Source organism: Pseudoalteromonas sp. MER144-MNA-CIBAN-0113, from assembly GCF_040308965.1.
GTDB classification, from domain to species: domain Bacteria; phylum Pseudomonadota; class Gammaproteobacteria; order Enterobacterales; family Alteromonadaceae; genus Pseudoalteromonas; species Pseudoalteromonas tetraodonis.
This window is the reverse complement of the sequence record NZ_JBEOOG010000075.1, coordinates 1-19856: the sequence shown is the minus strand read 5'-3', so window position 1 is coordinate 19856 and position 19856 is coordinate 1. Positions and strand designations below refer to the sequence as shown.

Genomic DNA, 19856 nt, shown 5'->3' with positions numbered 1-19856 from the left:
AACTCTGGAGTAAACAACGCCCCCTTTTAGGGGGCTAATTCAAAGCCACCTTCTTTAGAAGGTGGATCTTTTACTTAATATGAGGTTTTATTATGGCTCAAAATCAAACGCCTAACTTTGGCATGGTCGGTTTAGGCTTGCGAAGAGAAATGCTAGATGAGCTTGAGCATGCCATACCAAAACAAATTGAGTTTATGGAAGTGGCCCCAGAGAACTGGTTAAAGCTAGGTGGGCGCTTTGAAAAGCAATTTAAGCAGTTAACCAATACTAATTATTTTGTTTGCCATGGTTTATCTCTTTCTATTGGCTCACCTGAGCCGCTCGATATTGAATTTATAAAGTCGTTAAAATCTTTCTTTGATAACCACGATATTAAAGCTTATAGCGAACATTTAAGCTATTGCTCAGGTAAAGGCCATATGTATGACTTAATGCCAATTCCTTTTACTGAGGAGGCGGTTAACCATGTTGTTTCTCGGGTTAAACAGGTACAAGATATTTTAGAACGCCCGCTAGCGCTAGAAAATGTGTCTTATTATGGTGCCCCTGGTCAGCAGCTATCAGAGCTTGAATTTACCAATGCTATTTTAGAAGACGCAGACTGCCAGTTGCTATTAGACGTTAATAATATTTATGTGAACTCGATTAATCATGGTTATGATGCACAAGCGTTTTTAAGTGGGCTACCAACTAATAAAATTGCCTATTGTCATGTTGCAGGCCACTACAATGAGGCTGATGACCTTATTATAGATACTCATGGCGCAGATGTTATTGATCCCGTATGGCAGTTGCTTGATAGCGCTTATGAAACACATGGTGTATTTCCGACGCTGTTAGAGCGGGACTTTAATATTCCACCTATTAACGTGTTAACCAAAGAGCTGGATATAATTCATCAATTACAAGCAAAGCACCTGCAGCTGTTATCCACTGAGCAAAGTGCTTAAACAGTCCTATGCAGCTAGTAATAACAACAGCATGGTTTTAAAAGAGTATTAACTATGAGTTTTATCGATATTCAAAATGAGTTTATGGCTCATATTCGCCAGCCCAACACGAACCCTTGCCCAGCAGATGTTGAAGACAGACGTATGGCTATTTATCGGGAGCTTTTTTTTAATAATATTAATGGGTTTGTTTCATCAGCATTTCCAGTTTTAAAAACACTCTATAGTGAGCAACAGTGGCTATTACTAGTTCGTCAATTTTTTAGTGAACATGATTGCCAGTCTCCTTACTTTTTAGATATTGCTGAAGAGTTTATAACGTATTTAATGACAAGTTATGTGCCCAAAGAGTGCGACCCTGTGTTTATGCTAGCGCTGGCGCATTATGAATGGATTGAGCTTGATGTATCGGTAACTCAGGCTGACTTGAATGAGACCGAACTGGTAACGAATCAATTAACCCATAGCCCTTTATATTTATCTAAAACGGCACGTAACTTAAGCTATGAATTCCCCGTACAACATATTAGCGAAGCGTTTCAACCGCAACAGCCCTCTGAGCAGCCACATTATTTTGTGGTGTACAGAGATAAAGACGATGAAGTACAATTTTTAGCAACTAATGCGATGACCGCCATGCTGTTGTCTATTATTGACAATAACGCAGGAAGCACATTTGCGCATGTTTGCCAGCAAGTCAGTGAAAATGCACCTCAATTTAGCCTTGAGCAAATAACTCAAGGCGCATTAAGTACCCTAACGGCTATGGCACAGCGTCAAATTATAGTGACAAAAAATCAAGATTAAGCTCTTTATAGATTATTTCACATCGTCTATTATAACGCCTTTATTTGTTGTGCTTAATAAAAGGTTGTACCGATGTCAGATGATAAAGAGTTTAAAGACCCGTTTAATGCGGTTTACTTTTTTGCATTTTTAGCCGTGTTTGCTGGAATAGGGTGTTTAAATGCTATTTTAGGTTGGATCACCAGCTTGACGTAATTTTTGCTTTATTTCATAAGGCTGTTGTTTTCATCAGCCTTATATTTTTTTATCTTGTTTACCCTTCCTGAATTTTTATAACTACCGCAAACTCGCAATTTACGCTCACTTAAGGTTATAATCACCTGCTTTGTAATATGAACCATTGAGCAGTTAAAATTATGACTCAAGTAACACCAGCAATTATCAAAAACAGCATTACTACAATTGCTGATTACCCTAAAGCGGGCATTATGTTTCGCGATGTAACAACCCTAATGGCAAACCCTGAAGCGTTTAAAGCAACCATAGATGCATTTATTAACGCCTATAAAGATCAAGGTTTTACTAAAATTATCGGCACAGAATCGCGTGGCTTTATTTTTGGTGCACCGCTATCTTATGCCTTGGGAATTCCTTTTATCCCTGTTCGCAAACCTGGTAAATTACCGCGCGAAGTTATTCGCCAAGATTACCAACTCGAATATGGTGAAGATACATTAGAGCTTCATACTGATGCGATTGTAGCCGGTGACAAAGTATTGCTAGTTGACGACTTGTTGGCGACCGGTGGTACAATTGAAGCAACAGCCAAGTTGGTTGCAAAATTAGGCGGCAACGCCACAGATGCAGCATTCGTCGTATCGTTACCTGAACTAGGTGGGGAGCAGCGTGTTGAAAAAATGGGTATTAAAATCCTAAAATTGGTTGAATTCGAAGGCGAATAATCGATGAGTTATCAGGTTCTAGCGAGAAAATGGCGTCCTCAAACCTTTCATGAATTGGTTGGGCAGTCTCATGTTAAACAAGCGCTGGTTAATGCGCTGAGTCAAAATAGACTGCATCACGCTTATTTATTCACTGGAACCCGTGGTGTTGGTAAAACGACCATTGCGCGTATTTTTGCTAAAAGCTTAAATTGTGATGAGGGCATTTCTGCCACACCATGTGGTCAATGTAGTAGCTGTGTTGATATAGAAGCAGGGCGCTACATTGATTTACTCGAAATAGATGCGGCCTCACGCACAAAAGTTGAAGATACTCGCGAAATACTCGATAACGTTCAATATGCGCCAACCCGCGGACGCTATAAAGTGTACTTAATTGATGAAGTACACATGTTGTCAAAGCACAGCTTTAATGCCTTATTAAAAACGCTTGAAGAGCCACCTGAGCATGTAAAGTTTTTACTGGCGACCACCGATCCACAAAAATTACCGGTAACTATTTTATCGCGCTGTTTACAGTTTAATTTAAATGCCTTGTCGCAAGCTGAAATTAAGCAACAGCTTGAGCATGTTCTTACGCAAGAGCAGCTCAATTTTGATAATGATGCCCTAAGTATTATTGCTAAAGCAGCCGATGGCAGTATGCGAGATGCGCTGAGCCTGACCGATCAGGCTATTGCCCAAACAAATGGCGATATTAATAATCAAGCTGTTCAAGCCATGCTTGGTTTAATGGATACCCATTATAGTCAGAGTTTACTCGCTGCATTACTCGCGCAGGATGGCGCAGCCTTAATGGCTGAAGTTGCCCAAGTCGCGAGCAGAAATCCTAATTACATTGCACTACTTGATGACTTAATTGCACTTACGCATATTATTCAATTAAGCCAATTAGTGCCTGAAGCGGCAGCACTTGATAGCAATAATGCTGACTACATTAAGCATGTTGCAGCGCACACTCATGCTCAGCAAATTCAAGTGTATTATCAGTTATTACTGAATGGCAAAAAAGATTTACAGTGGGCGCCTGAGCCACGCTTAGGGTTTGAGATGATTATGCTACGATTGTTAGCATTTCAACCTGAGCACTCACAAACGACGCATTCAGCACCTAGCTCGCAACCCGCGCCAGAGCAAAATGCCACAGGGCGTACCAATGCATTGCGTGATATTTTAAATAAAAATAAACCAGCGCAGAGCAATAGCACTGAAAGTCAGCCATCAATACATAATCCACAGCCAATAGAGGCTGCTGAGCCTGAGGTTTCGCGCTCTGATAATAGCCGGACTCACATTGAGCAAGAGTCAACGCAAAGTCAGCCAAACGTGTCTGATACAACGCCAATGAGCGATGAACAAGCACAGCGTCAAAGCAAAGATGATGCCTACATGCAGCACAGCGATGTAGAACAAACCATTGCAGCGCAATACGATGATGTAATGAGTAGCGCGGTTGACCAAGGATTTAATCCTGAGCTATCAAACGTACCTAGTAGCACTGAGCATTCAGCGCCAACAATGGGCGAGCAAGAAGCACGTGCACAGTCTGCAATAGCGCGTATTTTACGTGACAGAAATATTTCCGGTGCGGGTAAACTGTCAAGCGCAGCAACCGAAAAACCTGTTGTGCCAAAATCGACCCCTGCTAGGCCCGTCGATAAACCTATTAGCAATACACCTCAAACTGTAGCGCAGGAGCCGCCTCCATGGGATAGTGAGGCGGGTGATGAGTTACCAAAAAAGCCAGCGCTCCCCATGTCAGGGAGCAAGCCACAGGTAAGCACTAAACCTGCAAATAAAGTTGACTTTAAAGCAAAGCATCAAACAATTACCGAAAATCTTGCACCTGAGCTATTAGAGCAAATTAATCCGCAAAAACCGGCTCCTGTTGTTGAACAAGCACCAAGTATTCCGGTGCCGGATGATTTTCAAAGCCCCATCAGTGAAATTAGATTTGCCCATCAACAAGATGAATGGGCTTATTTAATTAAGCGAATGGGGCTTGGCGGGCGCATGCGCCAGTTTGCCTTGCATTCAATTTTTACCAAGCAAGACAATCATTTTCATATTGAAGTCGATGAATCGCAAAAGCATTTAGATACGCCTATGCTGCGCCAAAAGTTAAATGTGGCGTTATCGACTATTTATGGACATAACGTTGAGCTAAATATCGACTTTGCCAGTGGGGTGATTGACTCGCCTTATCTAATTCAACAAAAAATTGATGCAGGTCGTCATCAGCAAGCGATTGATGTGATCACAAGTGATGAAAATATAGTACAATTTCAACAGTTATTTAGCGCTGAAATTGACGAAAACAGTATTCAGGCATTGTAATTAACGACCAGTGCCCTTATTTATACTTCAGTTAATGTATTAAAAGAAAGAGAGACGATTATGTTTAAAGGTGGAATGGGTAACATGATGAAGCAAGCGCAGCAAATGCAAGAGCGCATGCAAAAAGCCCAAGAAGAAATCGCAACAATGGAAGTCGTTGGTGAAGCTGGTGCCGGTTTAGTTAAAGTAACCATGCTTGGTAACCACAACGTGCGCCGTGTTGAGCTTGATGAGAGCTTAATGGAAGACGACAAAGACATGATTGAAGATTTACTTGCAGCAGCGTGTAATGATGCTGTTCGCCGCGTTGCTGAAGAAACGCAAGAGCGTATGGGCAAAGTGACAGGCGGTATGCAATTACCGCCTGGTATGAAAATGCCGTTCTAAGCAACTATGCAACTTTCAGATAGTTTAACATCGCTGATAGAGGCACTTCGTTGTCAGCCAGGTATTGGCCCGAAGTCTGCCCAGCGTATTGCATTTCATTTATTAGAGCGCGACCGTAAAGGCGGTGCTCAACTTGGTAATGCCTTGACTAAAGCAATGAGCGCTGTAGGTCATTGCCAATCGTGCCGCACATTTACCGAGCAAGCACAATGTGATATTTGCTTAAGCACTAAACGCCAAGACAGTGGTATTTTATGTGTTGTTGAATCGCCAACGGATGTACTCGCCATTGAGCAAACAGGTCAATACAAAGGGCTTTACTTTGTATTAATGGGGCATTTATCACCGATTGATGGCATAGGGCCTAAAGAAATTGGCCTTGATGTACTCGAGCAAAAGCTTGCGCAAGGCGGTATTAATGAAGTCATTTTAGCCACAAATCCTTCGGTTGAAGGCGAAACAACGGCGCATTATATTGCTCAGCTTTGCCACAAAAACAATGTGGGTGCATCGCGTATTGCTCATGGTATTCCTGTTGGTGGTGAGCTTGATTTAGTCGATGGAATGACGCTTATGCATGCATTTAGCGGTAGGCGCTTAGTCAGCCATGAATAGTTTATTTTAAGCTTAACTATTTGAACTTACTTTAAAAGCCTACATACATGCTGTAGGCTTTTTTGTTGGCTTTAATTGCAATATAAACAAAAGTTTAAGGATGGTATGGCTGCAATAACCCAAAGTGCTAATGTGATTGTTGATGACTTTATCGCACCTGTTTGCCATGAACACATAAAAATTATTTATCAAGATGAGGCGCTTTTAGTGATCAATAAACCTAGCGGTTTATTGAGTTTGTCGGGTAAAAACCCACTAAATTGGGATTCCGTTCATTATCGTTTAGTCAATGGTCAACAGGGTAAAACAGCCGCCTTTGCAGAAGCAAAGTTACCTCATCGATTAGATTTTGGAACCTCAGGGATCATGCTGGTGGCACTCAATAGTGAGTCGGCAAAAAACCTCAATCAACAATTTCAAAGTCACACCATAAGCAAACGCTATGTCGCTATGTTGCAAGGAAAAGTGTGCGATAACCACGGACAAATAAATTACCCGATTGCTAAAGACAAACTCTATTTTCCTCGTGTTAAGTTATGTAACACCACAGGCAAAGCGGCCTTAACACACTACACAGTACTTAAGCGTTTTATACAACCAATCAAGACGTTAGTGCAATTTACCCCCGTTACTGGTCGAACGCATCAATTACGTATTCATAGTCATGCAATTGGGCATCCTATTTTAGGCTGCGATTTGTATAAAAGTGAACAGAGTGAGCAGATGGCGTCGCGTTTGCAGTTACATGCCAGCGATATATACTTTCATCATCCAAGCACTCAAAAGCCGATGCATTTACACTGTGCTAGCCCATTTTGAACAGATATTGTTTTTTATAATATTGTTGTTTTTTGCTGGCAGCTTTTTTTACTTTTTTCCCTTGAAGTTCTGACACCTCCCCCCATATTAAGTGCATAACGCAGACACTTTGCAAATTGGAGATACATAAATGACTGCAGCACAAAAAGAAACATTAGGCTTTCAAACAGAAGTAAAACAATTACTAAACTTAATGATTCACTCGCTTTATTCTAATAAAGAAATATTTTTACGTGAGCTTGTATCAAATGCATCTGATGCAGCCGATAAATTACGCTTTTTAGCGTTATCAAACGGCGACTTATATCAAGGTGATGCTGATTTACGTGTACGTATTAGTGCTGATAAAGAAGCCAATACGGTAACCATTTCTGATAATGGTATTGGTATGACGCGTGATGAAGTGATCAGCTCATTAGGCACCATTGCTAAGTCGGGTACGGCTGAATTTTTCAAAAACTTAACAGGCGATCAAAGTAAAGATTCACAGCTTATTGGCCAGTTTGGTGTTGGTTTTTACTCAGCATTTATTGTTGCTGATGAAGTGACTGTTCGTACTCGTAAAGCAGGAGAGACTACAGCGGTTGAATGGCAGTCAAAAGGTGAAGGCGAGTACACGCTACAAGAAATCGAAAAAGAAGGCCGTGGTACAGACATTATTTTACATCTTCGTGAAGAAGAAAATGAATATGCAGATGAGTGGCGTCTTCGCAGTATCGTCACTAAATACTCTGATCATATTTCTACACCAGTACAAATGTACAAGGCAGAAGTACCTGAGTCTGAAGGTGAAGATGGTGAAAAAATCCCAGCTGTTCCAGGTGAGTGGGAAAGCATTAACCGTGCAACTGCATTGTGGACACGTGACAAATCAGAAATTTCTGAGGACGAATACAAAGAGTTTTATAAGCATGTAAGCCACGACTGGGAAGATCCGCTTAGCTGGGGACATAACAAAGTTGAAGGTAAAACTGAATACACCAGTTTGTTATACATTCCTAAAAAAGCACCCTTTGATTTATGGAACCGTGAGCGCCAAAGTGGTTTAAAACTTTATGTGCAACGCGTGTTTATTATGGATGACGCTGAACAGTTTATGCCAAGCTACTTACGTTTTGTTAAAGGCTTATTAGACTCAAACGATTTACCGCTAAACGTATCGCGTGAAATTTTACAAGACAACAAAGTAACCCAAGCTATTCGTAAGGGGTGTACGTCGCGTATTATTAAAATGCTTGAGCGTATGGCTAAAAACAAAGCTGATGATTACCAAACATTTTGGAATGAATTTGGTCAGGTAATGAAAGAAGGCCCAGCTGAAGATGCGGCCAACAAAGAAAGCATTGCTAAATTACTGCGCTTTTCATCAACGCACACCGACTCAGAAACTCAAGATGTTTCACTTGAGCAATACATTGAGCGCATGAAAGACAGCCAAGATAAAATTTACTATGTGGTTGCTGACTCATTTATTGCTGCTAAAAATTCACCACACTTAGAAATCTTCCGTAAAAAAGGCATTGAAGTATTGTTGCTAAGCGATCGTGTAGATGAGTGGATGATGAGCCATTTAACGGAATTTGGCGAAAAGCAATTTCAGTCAATTACCCGTGGTGATTTAGACTTAGGTAAGCTAGATGACGAAGAAACTAAAAAAGCACAAGAAGAGTCTGAAAAAGAAGTTGCAGGCTTAGTTGAGCGCATCAAAACTGCGTTAGGTGATGATGTTAAAGATGTACGCTTTACTCACCGCTTAACTGACTCACCAGCGTGTGTAGTGAGCGATGACAACGACATGAGCTCGCAAATGCAAAAGCTAATGGAGTCAGTAGGTCAAGCTGTTCCAGAGGCTAAGCCTGTGTTTGAATTAAACCCAGATCACCAACTGGTTAAGCACTTAAATGATGAGCAAGACGAAGATAAGTTTGCACAGTGGTCACATGTACTACTAGACCAAGCCTTGCTTGCAGAGCGCGGTACGCTTAAAGATCCAACTGGATTTGTAACTCGCTTAAATAAACTTATGCTTGATTTAAGCAAATAAGTATTAAAAATCAATGATTGAGTAAAAAGGGAACGTCTGTTCCCTTTTTTATGCGCTGTTGTATAGACAATTAGTATAAGTTACTTGAGTATCTGCAGCGCTTATGGAAGAATTCAGACTTTAAAATAAACTCTCATATTAGGGGACAATGATATGCGCATTATTCTTTTGGGCGCGCCGGGTGCAGGTAAAGGTACTCAAGCTCAGTTTTTAATGGATAGATACGGTATTCCACAAATTTCTACCGGTGATATGCTACGAGCTGCAATTAAAGAAGGCACACCACTTGGCCTAGAAGCAAAAAAAGTAATGGACGCAGGTCAGCTTATTTCTGACGATATTATTATTGGCCTTGTTAAAGAGCGTATTGCAAAACCAGATTGTGAGAAAGGCTTCTTACTAGATGGTTTCCCACGTACAATTCCACAAGCTGATGCTATGAAAGAAAATGGCGTAGTGGTTGATCACGTTATTGAATTTGATGTTGCTGATGAAGTTATTGTTGAGCGTATGGGCGGACGTCGTGTTCATCCAGGTTCTGGTCGTGTTTATCATGTTGTTTACAATCCACCAAAAGAGGAAGGTAAAGACAACGAAACAGGTGAAGAACTTATTATTCGTGCAGATGATACCGAAGAGACAGTTCGTAAACGCTTAGGTATTTACCATGAGCAAACAATGCCATTGGTTGACTACTACCAAGCAGAAGCGAAAGCGGGTAACACGCAGTACCATAAACTAGACGGTACACAAGCGGTTGAAGCAGTAAGCAAGCAACTAGCTGAGCTTTTAGGTTAATTTTTATCTAAAATTAAAAACATAATTAAAAAAACCGCTTCATAGCGGTTTTTTTATTATTCGAAATTCGACCCTTAAAGCGTTTTAAGCTTTTCAATAACGCTATCGTATTCAGGCTCAGTTGATAAACTACTAACTAATTGCTTATAAATAACTTTATGGCTTTTATCTAAAATAAACACCGCGCGGGTAAGTAAGCCCATATCTTTAATTATTAAGCCATACTTTTGGCCAAAATCACGCCATACAGAATCAGACAGTGTCGTAACTTTATCGATATTCTCTGCTTTACAAAAACGCTTTTGCGCAAACGGTAAATCGGCACTAATGGTGAGCATGGCTACACCAGGAAATTGCTGGGCGACTTTTTCATTAAAGTGCTTAGTTTGTAAGCTACAAATACCGGTATCTAAGCTTGGAACAACACTAATTAATACTGCTTGACCTTTATAATCTTCTAACGTAACTGCAGTAAAACTGTCATTAACTACTTTAAAATTAGGGGCATCTTCACCAACGATAAGGCCTTTACCTAATAATGTCACTGGCTTACCTTGTGCGGTTACTTTTCCTGCATCGAGTGTATTTTCTGGTAAGTCTGCGGCAAAACTGGCACAGCAAAATAGGCTTAATGCAAAAGCTAATGTACGACGCATGGAATTTTTTCCTTTTAAATTAACGTAATAGTGGTGAGTGTATTATAATGTAGATAAGTAACCAAGCAGAATAATCCTAGCTTTATTTTGCCTAAAATTGTAAATAAGCAATACATTGATTACTATATATAAGAAATAGGTATTGTTTTATGTATCTGTGGCTTGTTTTATACGCTTAAAATTACACCCCGTTTTAAAATAGTGAGATTGTATGTCAACATCGGTTTTAATATGTGATGATTCAAAATTAGCACGACGTCAGTTGGCTCGCTCCTTACCCGATGATTGGGATATAAAAGTTGAATTTGCATATGATGGTGTCGACTGCATAAAACAGCTCACTAAATCTCCCCCTGAAATTCTTTTCCTTGACTTAAATATGCCAGAAATGGATGGTTATGAAGTGTTAACGGCCATGAAAGAGCAGGGACTCAATGTATTAACTGTAGTGGTATCTGGCGACATTCAACCGAGTGCGCATCAACGTGTACTTGAACTTGGCGCAATAGATTTTATTCAAAAGCCATGTTCCTCCGAAAAGCTCGCCGCCATCATTGAACACCATGGTATTAAAGATAAAGCGTTACGAGAGCGGCTCTCCAATGCGCTTGGTGAGCAAGTTGACCCTGATGTACGTGACGTCTACCAAGAACTCACTAATGTTGCTATGGGGCAAGCGGGAGACCTACTTGCAAGACTGCTCAATGTGTTCGTTAAATTACCTATACCTAATGTAAATGTTTTAGAAGTTAGCGAACTCGATATGGCGTTGCGTTCAGTTGACAACAGCAGCACTACATCGGGCATCTGCCAAGGTTTTATTGGGGGCGGTGTCTCTGGTGAGGCGCTACTGCTACTAAACGACTCTAGTTTTAAAGAAATTGCATCTTTAATGAATTACGACGGTGAACTTAACGATAAGGTTGAGTTAGAGCTGTTAATGGATATTAGTAATATTCTGATAGGTGCTATTTTAACTGGTTTTTCAAAGCAGCTTGATATGACTTTCTCTCAAGGCCACCCAATTGTATTGGGGCAGCATCGTGACGTGTCAGAGCTGGTAAAATCAAATAAAGATCGTTGGCAGCGAACACTCGCCATAGAAATTAGTTACGGTATTGAAAATCATGATATTAGTTGTGATTTAATGTTGCTCTTTACTGAAGATTCACTCAAAACTTTAAAATATAAAGTTGCCTATCTGCTGGAAGATTAAATATTTATGCCTGCTGATTTAGATTTAAATGAAATCCATTGGTTAATGGACATGTTTAATACGGTTGATGTAGGCCTTGTAGTGCTTGATAGAGACTACAAGGTGTGCGTATGGAATGGCTTTATGGAAAATCATTCAGGGCTGTTACCCAGTGCTGTAAAAGATAAAGACTTGTTTGATCTATTCCCAGCCATTGATGAAAAATGGTTCAAGAGTAAAGCAGAATCCGTGTTTGTATTAAAAAATCGCTCATTTACTATTTGGGAACAACAGCCGTATATTTTTCGCTTTAAAAACTATCGACCTATTACTGGTAAAGCAGATTACATGTATCAAAACGCAACATTTATCCCGCTGACCGACACGCGAGGCGAAGTGGCGCATATTTGCATTATTCTCTACGACGTGACTGATATTGCGGTGAACAAAAAAGAGCTTGAAGAGTTAAACAAAAAATTAGAGCGAGTTAGTCAAACCGACAGCCTTACCCAGCTTGCAAACCGAGGACATTGGGAGCATTTGTTGCACCAAGAATTTTTACGTACTAAGCGCAGTGAAGGCTGTTGTTCGTTATTAATTTTTGATATTGATCACTTTAAAAAGGTAAACGATGACTTTGGCCACAGTGCAGGAGATGAAGCACTTCGTCATATAGCGAGTTTACTGAGAACTGCATTGCGTGAAACAGATATTGCTGGGCGCTACGGTGGTGAAGAGTTTGTTGTTACTTTGTTAGATACCGATAAACAAGGGGCGATTGTATTTGCTGAGCGCTTACGCCAATTAATTGAAACCTCACCCGCTAAATACAAAGAGCATACAGTACATATGGCTATTAGTGTGGGTATTGCTTGCTTTGACAACGAATTTAAAGATCATGAACGTTGGATTGAAGCTGCAGATAAAGCACTTTATCACTCAAAAGAAAATGGACGAAATAGAGTGTCGGTATACGCTGATATAAAAAATGATGCATAAGCATCATTTTTTAATTGGGAGGTAAAATTAGTAAATCAGTTTTGAGTAAACGCATTATTTTCTCTGCAGTATTACCAATCAGCTTTGCTTTAATCCCAACATTTCCTACAGAACCTATAATCACTAAATCAGCATTAAACTTAGCCGCTAAGCTTGGGATCACCTGCTCAGGTAAACCCGCTTTAATATAAAGTTTGTCGCGTAAGTTATTATCAATAATGAGTTGTTGCTGTGGTTGAGGTAATTTCTCAAAGGCATTGACTAGTTGCTCTTCTGAAAATACTAAGCCTAAATCTCTTAATATTGGAGAAATATACACTGTGTAGCCGGCATAAAATTCACAGTCTGTTCGCTGTGCGTATGCTAGGCCATATTTAATAATTGACTGATTAAGCTTATGTTTTGCGGTTTTTTCGCTGGCTAAATCAAGTGCGGCGAGTATGTTGGTATGCTTGCGCCACTTGTTATCTGCCGCTAAATACAAAGCGATGGGTGTAAAGCGGATAAGTTGCCAATCAAGTTCACTAAATTGGCTGTCGCTGTCGATATGGCGTGTTTTTATCACCATTTCGTAGTCATCAGTATTAATATCTTCGTTAAGCCACTGCTCGGGGGCTTCATGCCATGCGGTTTGAAAGGTATAACTGCAACCCTCCAGTTCAGCGCTAATCAGTGGCTCCAACTGTGCCCTTAATGATGCAAGGCATTTATCTTGCAGCGCAAGTAGTTGTTCTGGCGACAGAGAAAATAAAATATTGCCGGTTTCTTCAAAGCTAAATGCAACAATATCAATATGTTTATTCCCTTGCAGCGCTTTTTGTTTAGCATGCTGCAATGACGTTTTTGCAAATTCAACCGAATCAATCAGTACAAGAAGCTTTTTTTTGTCCATTATTTTTACTCTGTTGTATGGCGTGAATCATCAATTGGACATTGACCAATGGTTGAAATCTCACCAGAATTTGACTCCTGTTCCAGTTTTACCTTAAAGCCCCATAGTCTGTAAAGGTGTTTTAATACCTCCCCATGGGAGTTAGCCAGTGGAACGGCATTATGAGGTACATATCGTAGGGTTAAAGAGCGGTCGCCGCGTAAGTCAACATCGTAAACTTGTATGTTAGGCTCATGATTACTAAGGTTATATTGTGCAGAAAGTGCTTCTCTAACCGCTTTGTAGCCATTATCGTCGTGAATAGCGCCTATTTCTAAATGTGGGTTACTAGCATGGTCGACTATGGTGAATAATTTAAAATCCCGAATCAGCTTAGGGGATAAAAATTGGCTAATAAAACTCTCATCTTTGAAATTTTGCATTGCAAAGTGCAGTGTCTCGAGCCAGTCACTGCCCGCATGCTCAGGGAACCAGCGTTTATCTTCTTCTGTTGGGTTTTCACAAATACGACGTATATCAACCATCATATTAAAGCCCAGTGCATAGGGGTTAATACCTGAGTAATAATCGCTATTATATGGAGGTTGGTACACAACATTAGTATGGCTTTGTAAAAACTCCAACATAAATGAGTCGGTTAGTTTTCCCTCATCATATAAATGGTTCAAAATAGTATAGTGCCAAAAAGTGGCCCAACCTTCATTCATTACTTGGGTTTGTTTTTGTGGATAAAAGTATTGTGATATTTTTCGCACTATCCTGACGATTTCTCGCTGCCATGACTCGAGTAAAGGGGCATTTTTTTCAATAAAGTACAGAATATTTTCCTGCGGCTCCTGCGGGAAGTGGCGTTCGTGTTTTTTTGACTCTTGCTGTTGAGAAGGAATGGTACGCCATAATTCGTTAACTTGTGATTGCAAATACTCAGCCCGTTCTTGCTGACGCTTTTGCTCTTCAAATAAAGAAATTCGTTGTGGACGTTTGTACCTATCAACACCGTAACTCATTAATGCATGACATGAGTCGAGTATGCTTTCTACTTCGGAAATACCGTACTTTTCTTCACAGCGGCTAATATAGTTTTTAGCAAACAATAAATAATCAATAATTGAGCCTGCATCAGTCCATGTTTTAAATAAATAATTCCCTTTAAAAAATGAGTTATGCCCATAGCAAGCATGTGCCATAACCAGTGCCTGCATCGGAAGGGTGTTTTCTTCCATTAGGTAAGCAATACAAGGGTTGGAATTAATCACAATTTCATACGCAAGTCCCATTTGGCCGCGTTTATAATTTTGCTCCGTTTGAATAAATTTTTTACCATACGACCAGTGAGTGTAGCCAATGGGCATGCCTACACTTGAGTAGGCATCCATCATTTGTTCTGCGGTGATCACTTCAATTTGATTAGGGTAGGTGTCTAGCTTATAGTGCTCAGCCACACGGGCTATTTCGTCTTGGTATTGTTGCAATAGTTCAAAGGTCCAATCGGGCCCATCACTTATTCGATTATCGTTCATAATGCTACCTCGCTTTGGCTATGCAGCCCCTTGCTGTTGACGACCTTTTTTAAATAGCTCCCTAAATATAGGGTAAATATCTTCAACACCTTGAATATGTTGGATGGCAAAATTACTGTTCGTTTGGCTAATACTTTGATACTCGCGCCATAAACTTTGATGAGCACGTGTGGTAATTTCTATATAGGCAAAATAGCGAACAGCTTTAAGTATTTTATTACGTAAAATGTGCCCACATTGGGGCGTATCATCGGCCCAATTATCGCCATCAGAAGCTTGTGCCGCGTATATATTCCACTCATCAGCGTTATAGCGCTCAGCTATTATTTCATTCATCAGTTTTAGTGCACTTGAAACAATGGTACCGCCTGTTTCTTGTGAATAAAAAAATTCTTGCTCATCAACTTCTTTAGCCTGGGTATGATGGCGAATATAAACAACGTCGATGTCTTTGTAGCTGCGAGTTAAAAACTGATAAAGCAAAATGTAAAAGCGTTTTGCCATGTCTTTTGTTGCTTGATCCATTGAACCTGACACATCCATAATACAAAACATCACCGCTTTACTGGTTGGGTGTGGTTGTTTGTCGTAGTTACGAAAACGTAAGTCGTAATTATCGATAAAGGGCACGGTTTTTATTTGCTGTTTGAGTGTGTCGATTTCTTTTTGTAATAAGGCCACAGCGGCTTTATCACAGTGTGGTTGTTCAAGCAGCAGTGCTAGTTGCCCCTCAAGCTCGCTAAGGCGGCGTTTTTTACCTGCGGTCATTGCAATACGACGAGCTAGAGAACCTTGTAATGAGCGCACTACATCAATATTACTGGGCATACCATCGCTGCAAAACCCAGCGCGATGGGTTTTCATTTGTACGAGCTTATCAAGCTGGTTTTCTTGCAAATTAGGGAGTTCTAAATCCTCAAATAACAAATCAAGGTATTCATCTTTAGAGATAGAAAAAACAAATTCATCTTGGCCTTCGCCAGAGTCACTTGCTTCACCTTCGCCTGCGCCACCGCCTTTGCCTCCTTTAGGGCGTTCTATTTTGTCGCCAGTAGAGAACTGATCGTTCCCAGGGTGTATTTGCTCTCTATTACCGCCTCTACCTTGATGAAAAGTAGGTTCGCTAATATCACGCTGCGGAATAGAGATACTCTCTCCAGAGCTTGAATCAGTGACACTGCGTTTATTGATCGCATCAGACACCGCTTCTTTGATCTGCTTTTTATAACGCCTAATAAAACGCTGGCGGTTAACTGTGCTTTTGTTTTTGCCATTTAAACGCCTGTCGATAAAATGCGCCATAATGACCTCCTAAAAACTGCAATTATGAAGGTTATTGCGATTTTCTAACCCGTAAATACCACTCAGATAGCAAGCGCACTTGTTTTTGCGTGTAGCCTTTTTCAACCATACGATTAACAAAGTCCTCATGCTTTTGCTGATCTTCAGCTGATGTTTTTGCATTAAATGAAATAACAGGGAGTAAGTCTTCCGTGTTTGAGAACATTTTTTTCTCAATAACCGTGCGTAGTTTTTCATAACTTGTCCACAGCGGATTTTTGCCATTGTTATGAGCGCGAGCACGCAGTACAAAGTTAACAATTTCATTTCTAAAATCTTTAGGGTTTGAAATACCTGCAGGCTTTTCTATTTTTTCAAGCTCAGCGTTGAGTGCATCTCGGTCAAATAATTGCCCTGTATCAGGGTCGCGGTATTCTTGATCTTGAATCCAAAAATCAGCATAAATAACGTAGCGGTCAAAAATATTTTGGCCATATTCTGAATATGACTCTAAGTACGCGGTTTGTAGCTCTTTACCTATAAACTCAACATATTGTGGAATTAAATAGCCTTTTAAAAAGCTTAAATAACGCTCTTCAACTTCGGCACTAAATTGTTCACGCTCAATTTGTTGCTCAAGCACATAAAACAAATGCACAGGGTTGGCGGCCACTTCGGTGGTGTCAAAGTTGAATACTCGCGATAAAATTTTAAACGCAAAGCGGGTTGAAAGGCCGGTCATGCCCTCATCAACACCAGCATAATCACGATACTCTTGATACGACTTCGCTTTTGGATCGGTGTCTTTAAGGGTTTCACCATCGTAAACTCGCATCTTAGAGTAAATGCTTGAGTTTTCCGGCTCTTTTAAGCGCGAAAGAGTGGTAAATTGGGCTAAAATTTTAAGTGTACCTGGCGCACAGGGGGCGTTGTAAAGCTCACTGTGTTCAATAAGCTTATCGTAAATTTTAATTTCTTCGGTCACTCGTAAGCAATAAGGGACCTTAACAATATAAACACGGTCTAAAAAGGCTTCGTTGTTTTTATTGTTTTTAAAGGTTTGCCATTCTGATTCATTAGAGTGGGCGAGTATCATGCCGTTAAATGGCAGGGCGCTTATGCCTTCTGTGCCGTTATAGTTACCTTCTTGGGTCGCTGTTAAAAGCGGATGTAACACTTTTATGGGGGCTTTAAACATTTCCACAAATTCCATTAAGCCTTGGTTGGCTAAACATAATGCGCCTGAATAGGCATAAGCATCAGGATCATTTTGTGCAAAGTGTTCAAGTTGGCGAATATCTACCTTACCAACAAGAGCAGAAATATCTTGATTGTTTTCATCTCCGGGCTCTGTTTTAGCAATCGCAACTTGATTTAAAATTGATGGGAAGCGTTTAACCACTCTAAATTGACTAATATCACCATTAAATTCTTGTAAACGTTTTGCGGCCCATGGCGACATTACCGTTTTGAGGTAACGAGACTTAATTCCATATTCTTTTTCGAGTAGGCTGGCATCTTCAACGGGATCAAATAATGCCAGCGGATGGTCATTAACCGGGGAGCCCTTAATTGCATAAATAGGCACTTGTTGCATTAAATACTTTAGCTTTTCAGCAATCGATGACTTACCGCCACCCACCGGACCAAGCAAGTAAAGCACTTGTTTACACTCTTCTAATCCTTGCGCGGCGTGTTTTAGATAAGAAACAATTTGCTCAATGGCGTCTTCCATACCATAAAAATCGGCAAATGCAGGGTAACGTGCAACAACACGGTTCGAAAATAAGCGACTTAAACGAGTATCGGTAGCGGTATCTACCATTTTAGGCTCGCCAATGGCCATCAGTAATCTTTCAGGAGCACTGGCATAAGCAGACTTATCGGTTTTACAAATTTCTAGAAACTCAGCAACACTGTACTCTTCTTCTTGTGTTGATTCATAACGTGCTTGGTAGTGATCAAAAATAGTCATAATGACCTCCGAAACCTACTTGGAAAATGTACTCACTATTTAAAGTCTAGTCACGAATTTAAATTTTTGTGCAATAAAATTAAAAATTTATATGAAAAATGATCATGATGCACTTTTAGAAAACAACCTACGTATAACCCTAATCAAATAAAGTAGCGGACATAAAAAAAGACGCCTAAGCGTCTTTTTAAAGATTAGTTTAAAACTAATTATGCGAAGTTAGCGTTCGCGAATTCCCAGTTAACGAGTGACCAGAAACCTTTAAGGTAATCTGGACGCACGTTACGGTAATCAATGTAGTATGCGTGTTCCCATAAATCCACTGTTAGGATTGGTGTAACACCTGCATCTGTTAATGGTGTTGCAGCGTTAGATGTATTAACGATGTCTAGTGAACCATCAGCTAGTTTAACTAACCACGTCCAGCTTGAACCAAAGTTATTTACTGCTTTGTCGTTTAACGCGTCTTTAAATGCGTCAAATGAGCCCCATTTAGCGTTAATTGCATCAGCAATTGCACCTGTTGGAGCGCCACCGCCATTTGGAGATAGGCTGTTCCAGTAGAAAGTGTGGTTCCAGATTTGAGCAGCGTTGTTAAATACACCGCCTTCTGAAGAACATACGATTTCTTCAAGTGATTTACCTTCAAACTCAGTGCCTGGGATTAAACCGTTAAGTTTAGTCACATAAGTATTGTGGTGTTTACCATGGTGAAACTCTAGCGTTTCTTGTGAAATATGTGGCTCAAGTGCATCAATTGCATACGGTAGTGACGGTAGTTCAAATGCCATTTTTTATCTCCATCTTCTTTTGGTTGATAGTCTATTTAGTAATACGTAATGCCTGCGCAAACAGGGCACTTATCTATACCAAACAGGAATATAGTGTTACTATAATTGTTGAGTATTTTACTCAAGTTTTAGCAAACAGCAATGCTCTTGCTAAAGCTATTTAAGATTGAGGCTTTAATTGCCTATGTTAATCTATATATCTGAGGCCACAGTGAAACTTTTTCAAGGCCTAATGTGTTCGCTATCGTCATTTTGAGGTTGTAAATGGAAACCATCGATAAAATTAAACAGCAAATTGCTGAAAACCCAATCATCTTATACATGAAAGGATCACCAAAACTGCCTAATTGTGGTTTTTCTTCACAAGCATCACAAGCATTAATGTCGTGCGGTGAACCGTTTGCATATGTGGATATTTTACTTAATCCAGACATTCGTGCAGAGCTTCCTGCTTACGCTAACTGGCCTACCTTCCCGCAACTTTGGGTTGAAGGCGAGTTAATTGGTGGCTGTGACATTATCATTGAAATGTTTCAACGTGGTGAATTACAACCACTGATTGCTGAAACAGCTGCAAAGCATAAACCTGCAGACGCTGAATAAGCGTTTAGGTAAAAAAAGCTGCAATTTGCAGCTTTTTTTATGTCTAGCGTAAGCTTAAATAGCACTGAACCTGCCGATTTCACAATGGTATAGGCTGATTTTCCTATGATGGGGATTTAATTCTCAGCCGATCCAATAACCTGTCGATATAAATACCCACCTCAAACAATTTGCTGCCATTAAAAGCTGTAAAAGTAACGAACAGTATTAGGGTCTGTTGACCTTTCAAGGTTAAATTTGCAGCAGTCTGTTTGGTATTTAGGCAAGGCAGAGCCTATGTGGTGT

19 protein-coding genes are annotated in these 19856 nt (G+C 40.2%); 13 read left to right on the top strand and 6 right to left on the bottom strand.

The features are described 5' to 3' along the window. Window positions 1-92 precede the first annotated feature (92 nt). The 10 genes from AAEY57_RS15950 to adk all read left to right on the top strand — a co-directional run bounded on the left by AAEY57_RS15950 (window position 93) and on the right by adk (window position 9659). On the top strand, window positions 93-950 hold the full coding sequence (locus AAEY57_RS15950; protein ID WP_024602874.1) for an HvfB family MNIO-type RiPP peptide maturase: 858 nt from the start codon (window positions 93-95) through the stop codon (window positions 948-950). A gap of 54 nt (window positions 951-1004) precedes the next feature. Continuing rightward, the gene (locus AAEY57_RS15945) at window positions 1005-1757 is read left to right on the top strand and encodes an HvfC family RiPP maturation protein (protein WP_024602875.1); all 753 of its coding nucleotides are present in this window, start codon (window positions 1005-1007) and stop codon (window positions 1755-1757) included. 72 nt (window positions 1758-1829) lie between these two features. After that, on the top strand, window positions 1830-1952 hold the full coding sequence (locus tag AAEY57_RS15940) for a hypothetical protein (RefSeq protein ID WP_275450857.1): 123 nt from the start codon (window positions 1830-1832) through the stop codon (window positions 1950-1952). A gap of 161 nt (window positions 1953-2113) precedes the next feature. Then, window positions 2114-2659 (top strand): adenine phosphoribosyltransferase, encoded by a 546-nt coding sequence (gene apt, locus AAEY57_RS15935; protein ID WP_013465193.1) that lies wholly within the window; start codon window positions 2114-2116, stop codon window positions 2657-2659. A gap of 3 nt (window positions 2660-2662) precedes the next feature. Beyond that, window positions 2663-4996 carry a DNA polymerase III subunit gamma/tau gene (gene dnaX, locus AAEY57_RS15930; RefSeq protein ID WP_024602876.1) on the top strand — a complete coding sequence of 778 codons (2334 nt, stop codon included), beginning with the start codon at window positions 2663-2665 and terminating at the stop codon, window positions 4994-4996. Window positions 4997-5056: 60 nt separating this feature from the next. Continuing rightward, a complete protein-coding gene (locus AAEY57_RS15925) occupies window positions 5057-5383 on the top strand; it encodes a YbaB/EbfC family nucleoid-associated protein (RefSeq protein ID WP_010388590.1) in 327 nt (108 codons plus the stop codon). Between the two features lie 6 nt (window positions 5384-5389). Then, a complete protein-coding gene (recR, locus tag AAEY57_RS15920) occupies window positions 5390-5998 on the top strand; it encodes a recombination mediator RecR (RefSeq protein WP_024602877.1) in 609 nt (202 codons plus the stop codon). A 105-nt stretch (window positions 5999-6103) separates the two neighbouring features. Then, window positions 6104-6817: an RluA family pseudouridine synthase gene (locus AAEY57_RS15915; RefSeq protein ID WP_024602878.1), complete on the top strand. Its 714-nt coding sequence runs from the start codon at window positions 6104-6106 to the stop codon at window positions 6815-6817. Between the two features lie 130 nt (window positions 6818-6947). Next, window positions 6948-8861 carry a molecular chaperone HtpG gene (gene htpG, locus AAEY57_RS15910; protein ID WP_350608223.1) on the top strand — a complete coding sequence of 638 codons (1914 nt, stop codon included), beginning with the start codon at window positions 6948-6950 and terminating at the stop codon, window positions 8859-8861. Window positions 8862-9014: 153 nt separating this feature from the next. Next, window positions 9015-9659: an adenylate kinase gene (adk, locus tag AAEY57_RS15905; protein ID WP_008468042.1), complete on the top strand. Its 645-nt coding sequence runs from the start codon at window positions 9015-9017 to the stop codon at window positions 9657-9659. Between the two features lie 74 nt (window positions 9660-9733). On the opposite strand, the gene tpx is transcribed toward adk, so the two are convergent. Continuing rightward, window positions 9734-10315 carry a thiol peroxidase gene (gene tpx, locus AAEY57_RS15900; RefSeq protein ID WP_008113169.1) on the bottom strand — a complete coding sequence of 194 codons (582 nt, stop codon included), beginning with the start codon at window positions 10313-10315 and terminating at the stop codon, window positions 9734-9736. A gap of 211 nt (window positions 10316-10526) precedes the next feature. Here tpx and AAEY57_RS15895 point away from each other — a divergent pair, with 211 nt between their 5' ends. Further along, window positions 10527-11531: a response regulator gene (locus AAEY57_RS15895; protein WP_008113168.1), complete on the top strand. Its 1005-nt coding sequence runs from the start codon at window positions 10527-10529 to the stop codon at window positions 11529-11531. A 6-nt stretch (window positions 11532-11537) separates the two neighbouring features. After that, the gene (locus AAEY57_RS15890; RefSeq protein WP_008113166.1) at window positions 11538-12509 is read left to right on the top strand and encodes a sensor domain-containing diguanylate cyclase; all 972 of its coding nucleotides are present in this window, start codon (window positions 11538-11540) and stop codon (window positions 12507-12509) included. A 10-nt stretch (window positions 12510-12519) separates the two neighbouring features. Here AAEY57_RS15890 and AAEY57_RS15885 read toward each other — a convergent pair whose 3' ends face one another. The 5 genes from AAEY57_RS15885 to AAEY57_RS15865 all read right to left on the bottom strand — a co-directional run bounded on the left by AAEY57_RS15885 (window position 12520) and on the right by AAEY57_RS15865 (window position 18968). Continuing rightward, window positions 12520-13401 (bottom strand): universal stress protein, encoded by an 882-nt coding sequence (locus AAEY57_RS15885; RefSeq protein ID WP_350608222.1) that lies wholly within the window; start codon window positions 13399-13401, stop codon window positions 12520-12522. A gap of 5 nt (window positions 13402-13406) precedes the next feature. Next, entirely contained in the window at window positions 13407-14921 is a 1515-nt protein-coding gene (locus AAEY57_RS15880) for a SpoVR family protein (RefSeq protein ID WP_013465182.1), read from the bottom strand. 18 nt (window positions 14922-14939) lie between these two features. Beyond that, window positions 14940-16223, bottom strand: a complete 1284-nt coding sequence (locus AAEY57_RS15875; protein WP_024602945.1) for a YeaH/YhbH family protein — start codon at window positions 16221-16223, stop codon at window positions 14940-14942. Window positions 16224-16254: 31 nt separating this feature from the next. Then, complete coding sequence (locus AAEY57_RS15870; RefSeq protein WP_036954370.1) at window positions 16255-18177, bottom strand: PrkA family serine protein kinase; 1923 nt, start codon at window positions 18175-18177, stop codon at window positions 16255-16257. Window positions 18178-18386: 209 nt separating this feature from the next. Then, a complete protein-coding gene (locus tag AAEY57_RS15865) occupies window positions 18387-18968 on the bottom strand; it encodes a superoxide dismutase (RefSeq protein ID WP_010388603.1) in 582 nt (193 codons plus the stop codon). A 264-nt stretch (window positions 18969-19232) separates the two neighbouring features. Here AAEY57_RS15865 and AAEY57_RS15860 point away from each other — a divergent pair, with 264 nt between their 5' ends. Continuing rightward, complete coding sequence (locus AAEY57_RS15860; protein ID WP_024602947.1) at window positions 19233-19571, top strand: Grx4 family monothiol glutaredoxin; 339 nt, start codon at window positions 19233-19235, stop codon at window positions 19569-19571. Window positions 19572-19856 lie beyond the last annotated feature (285 nt).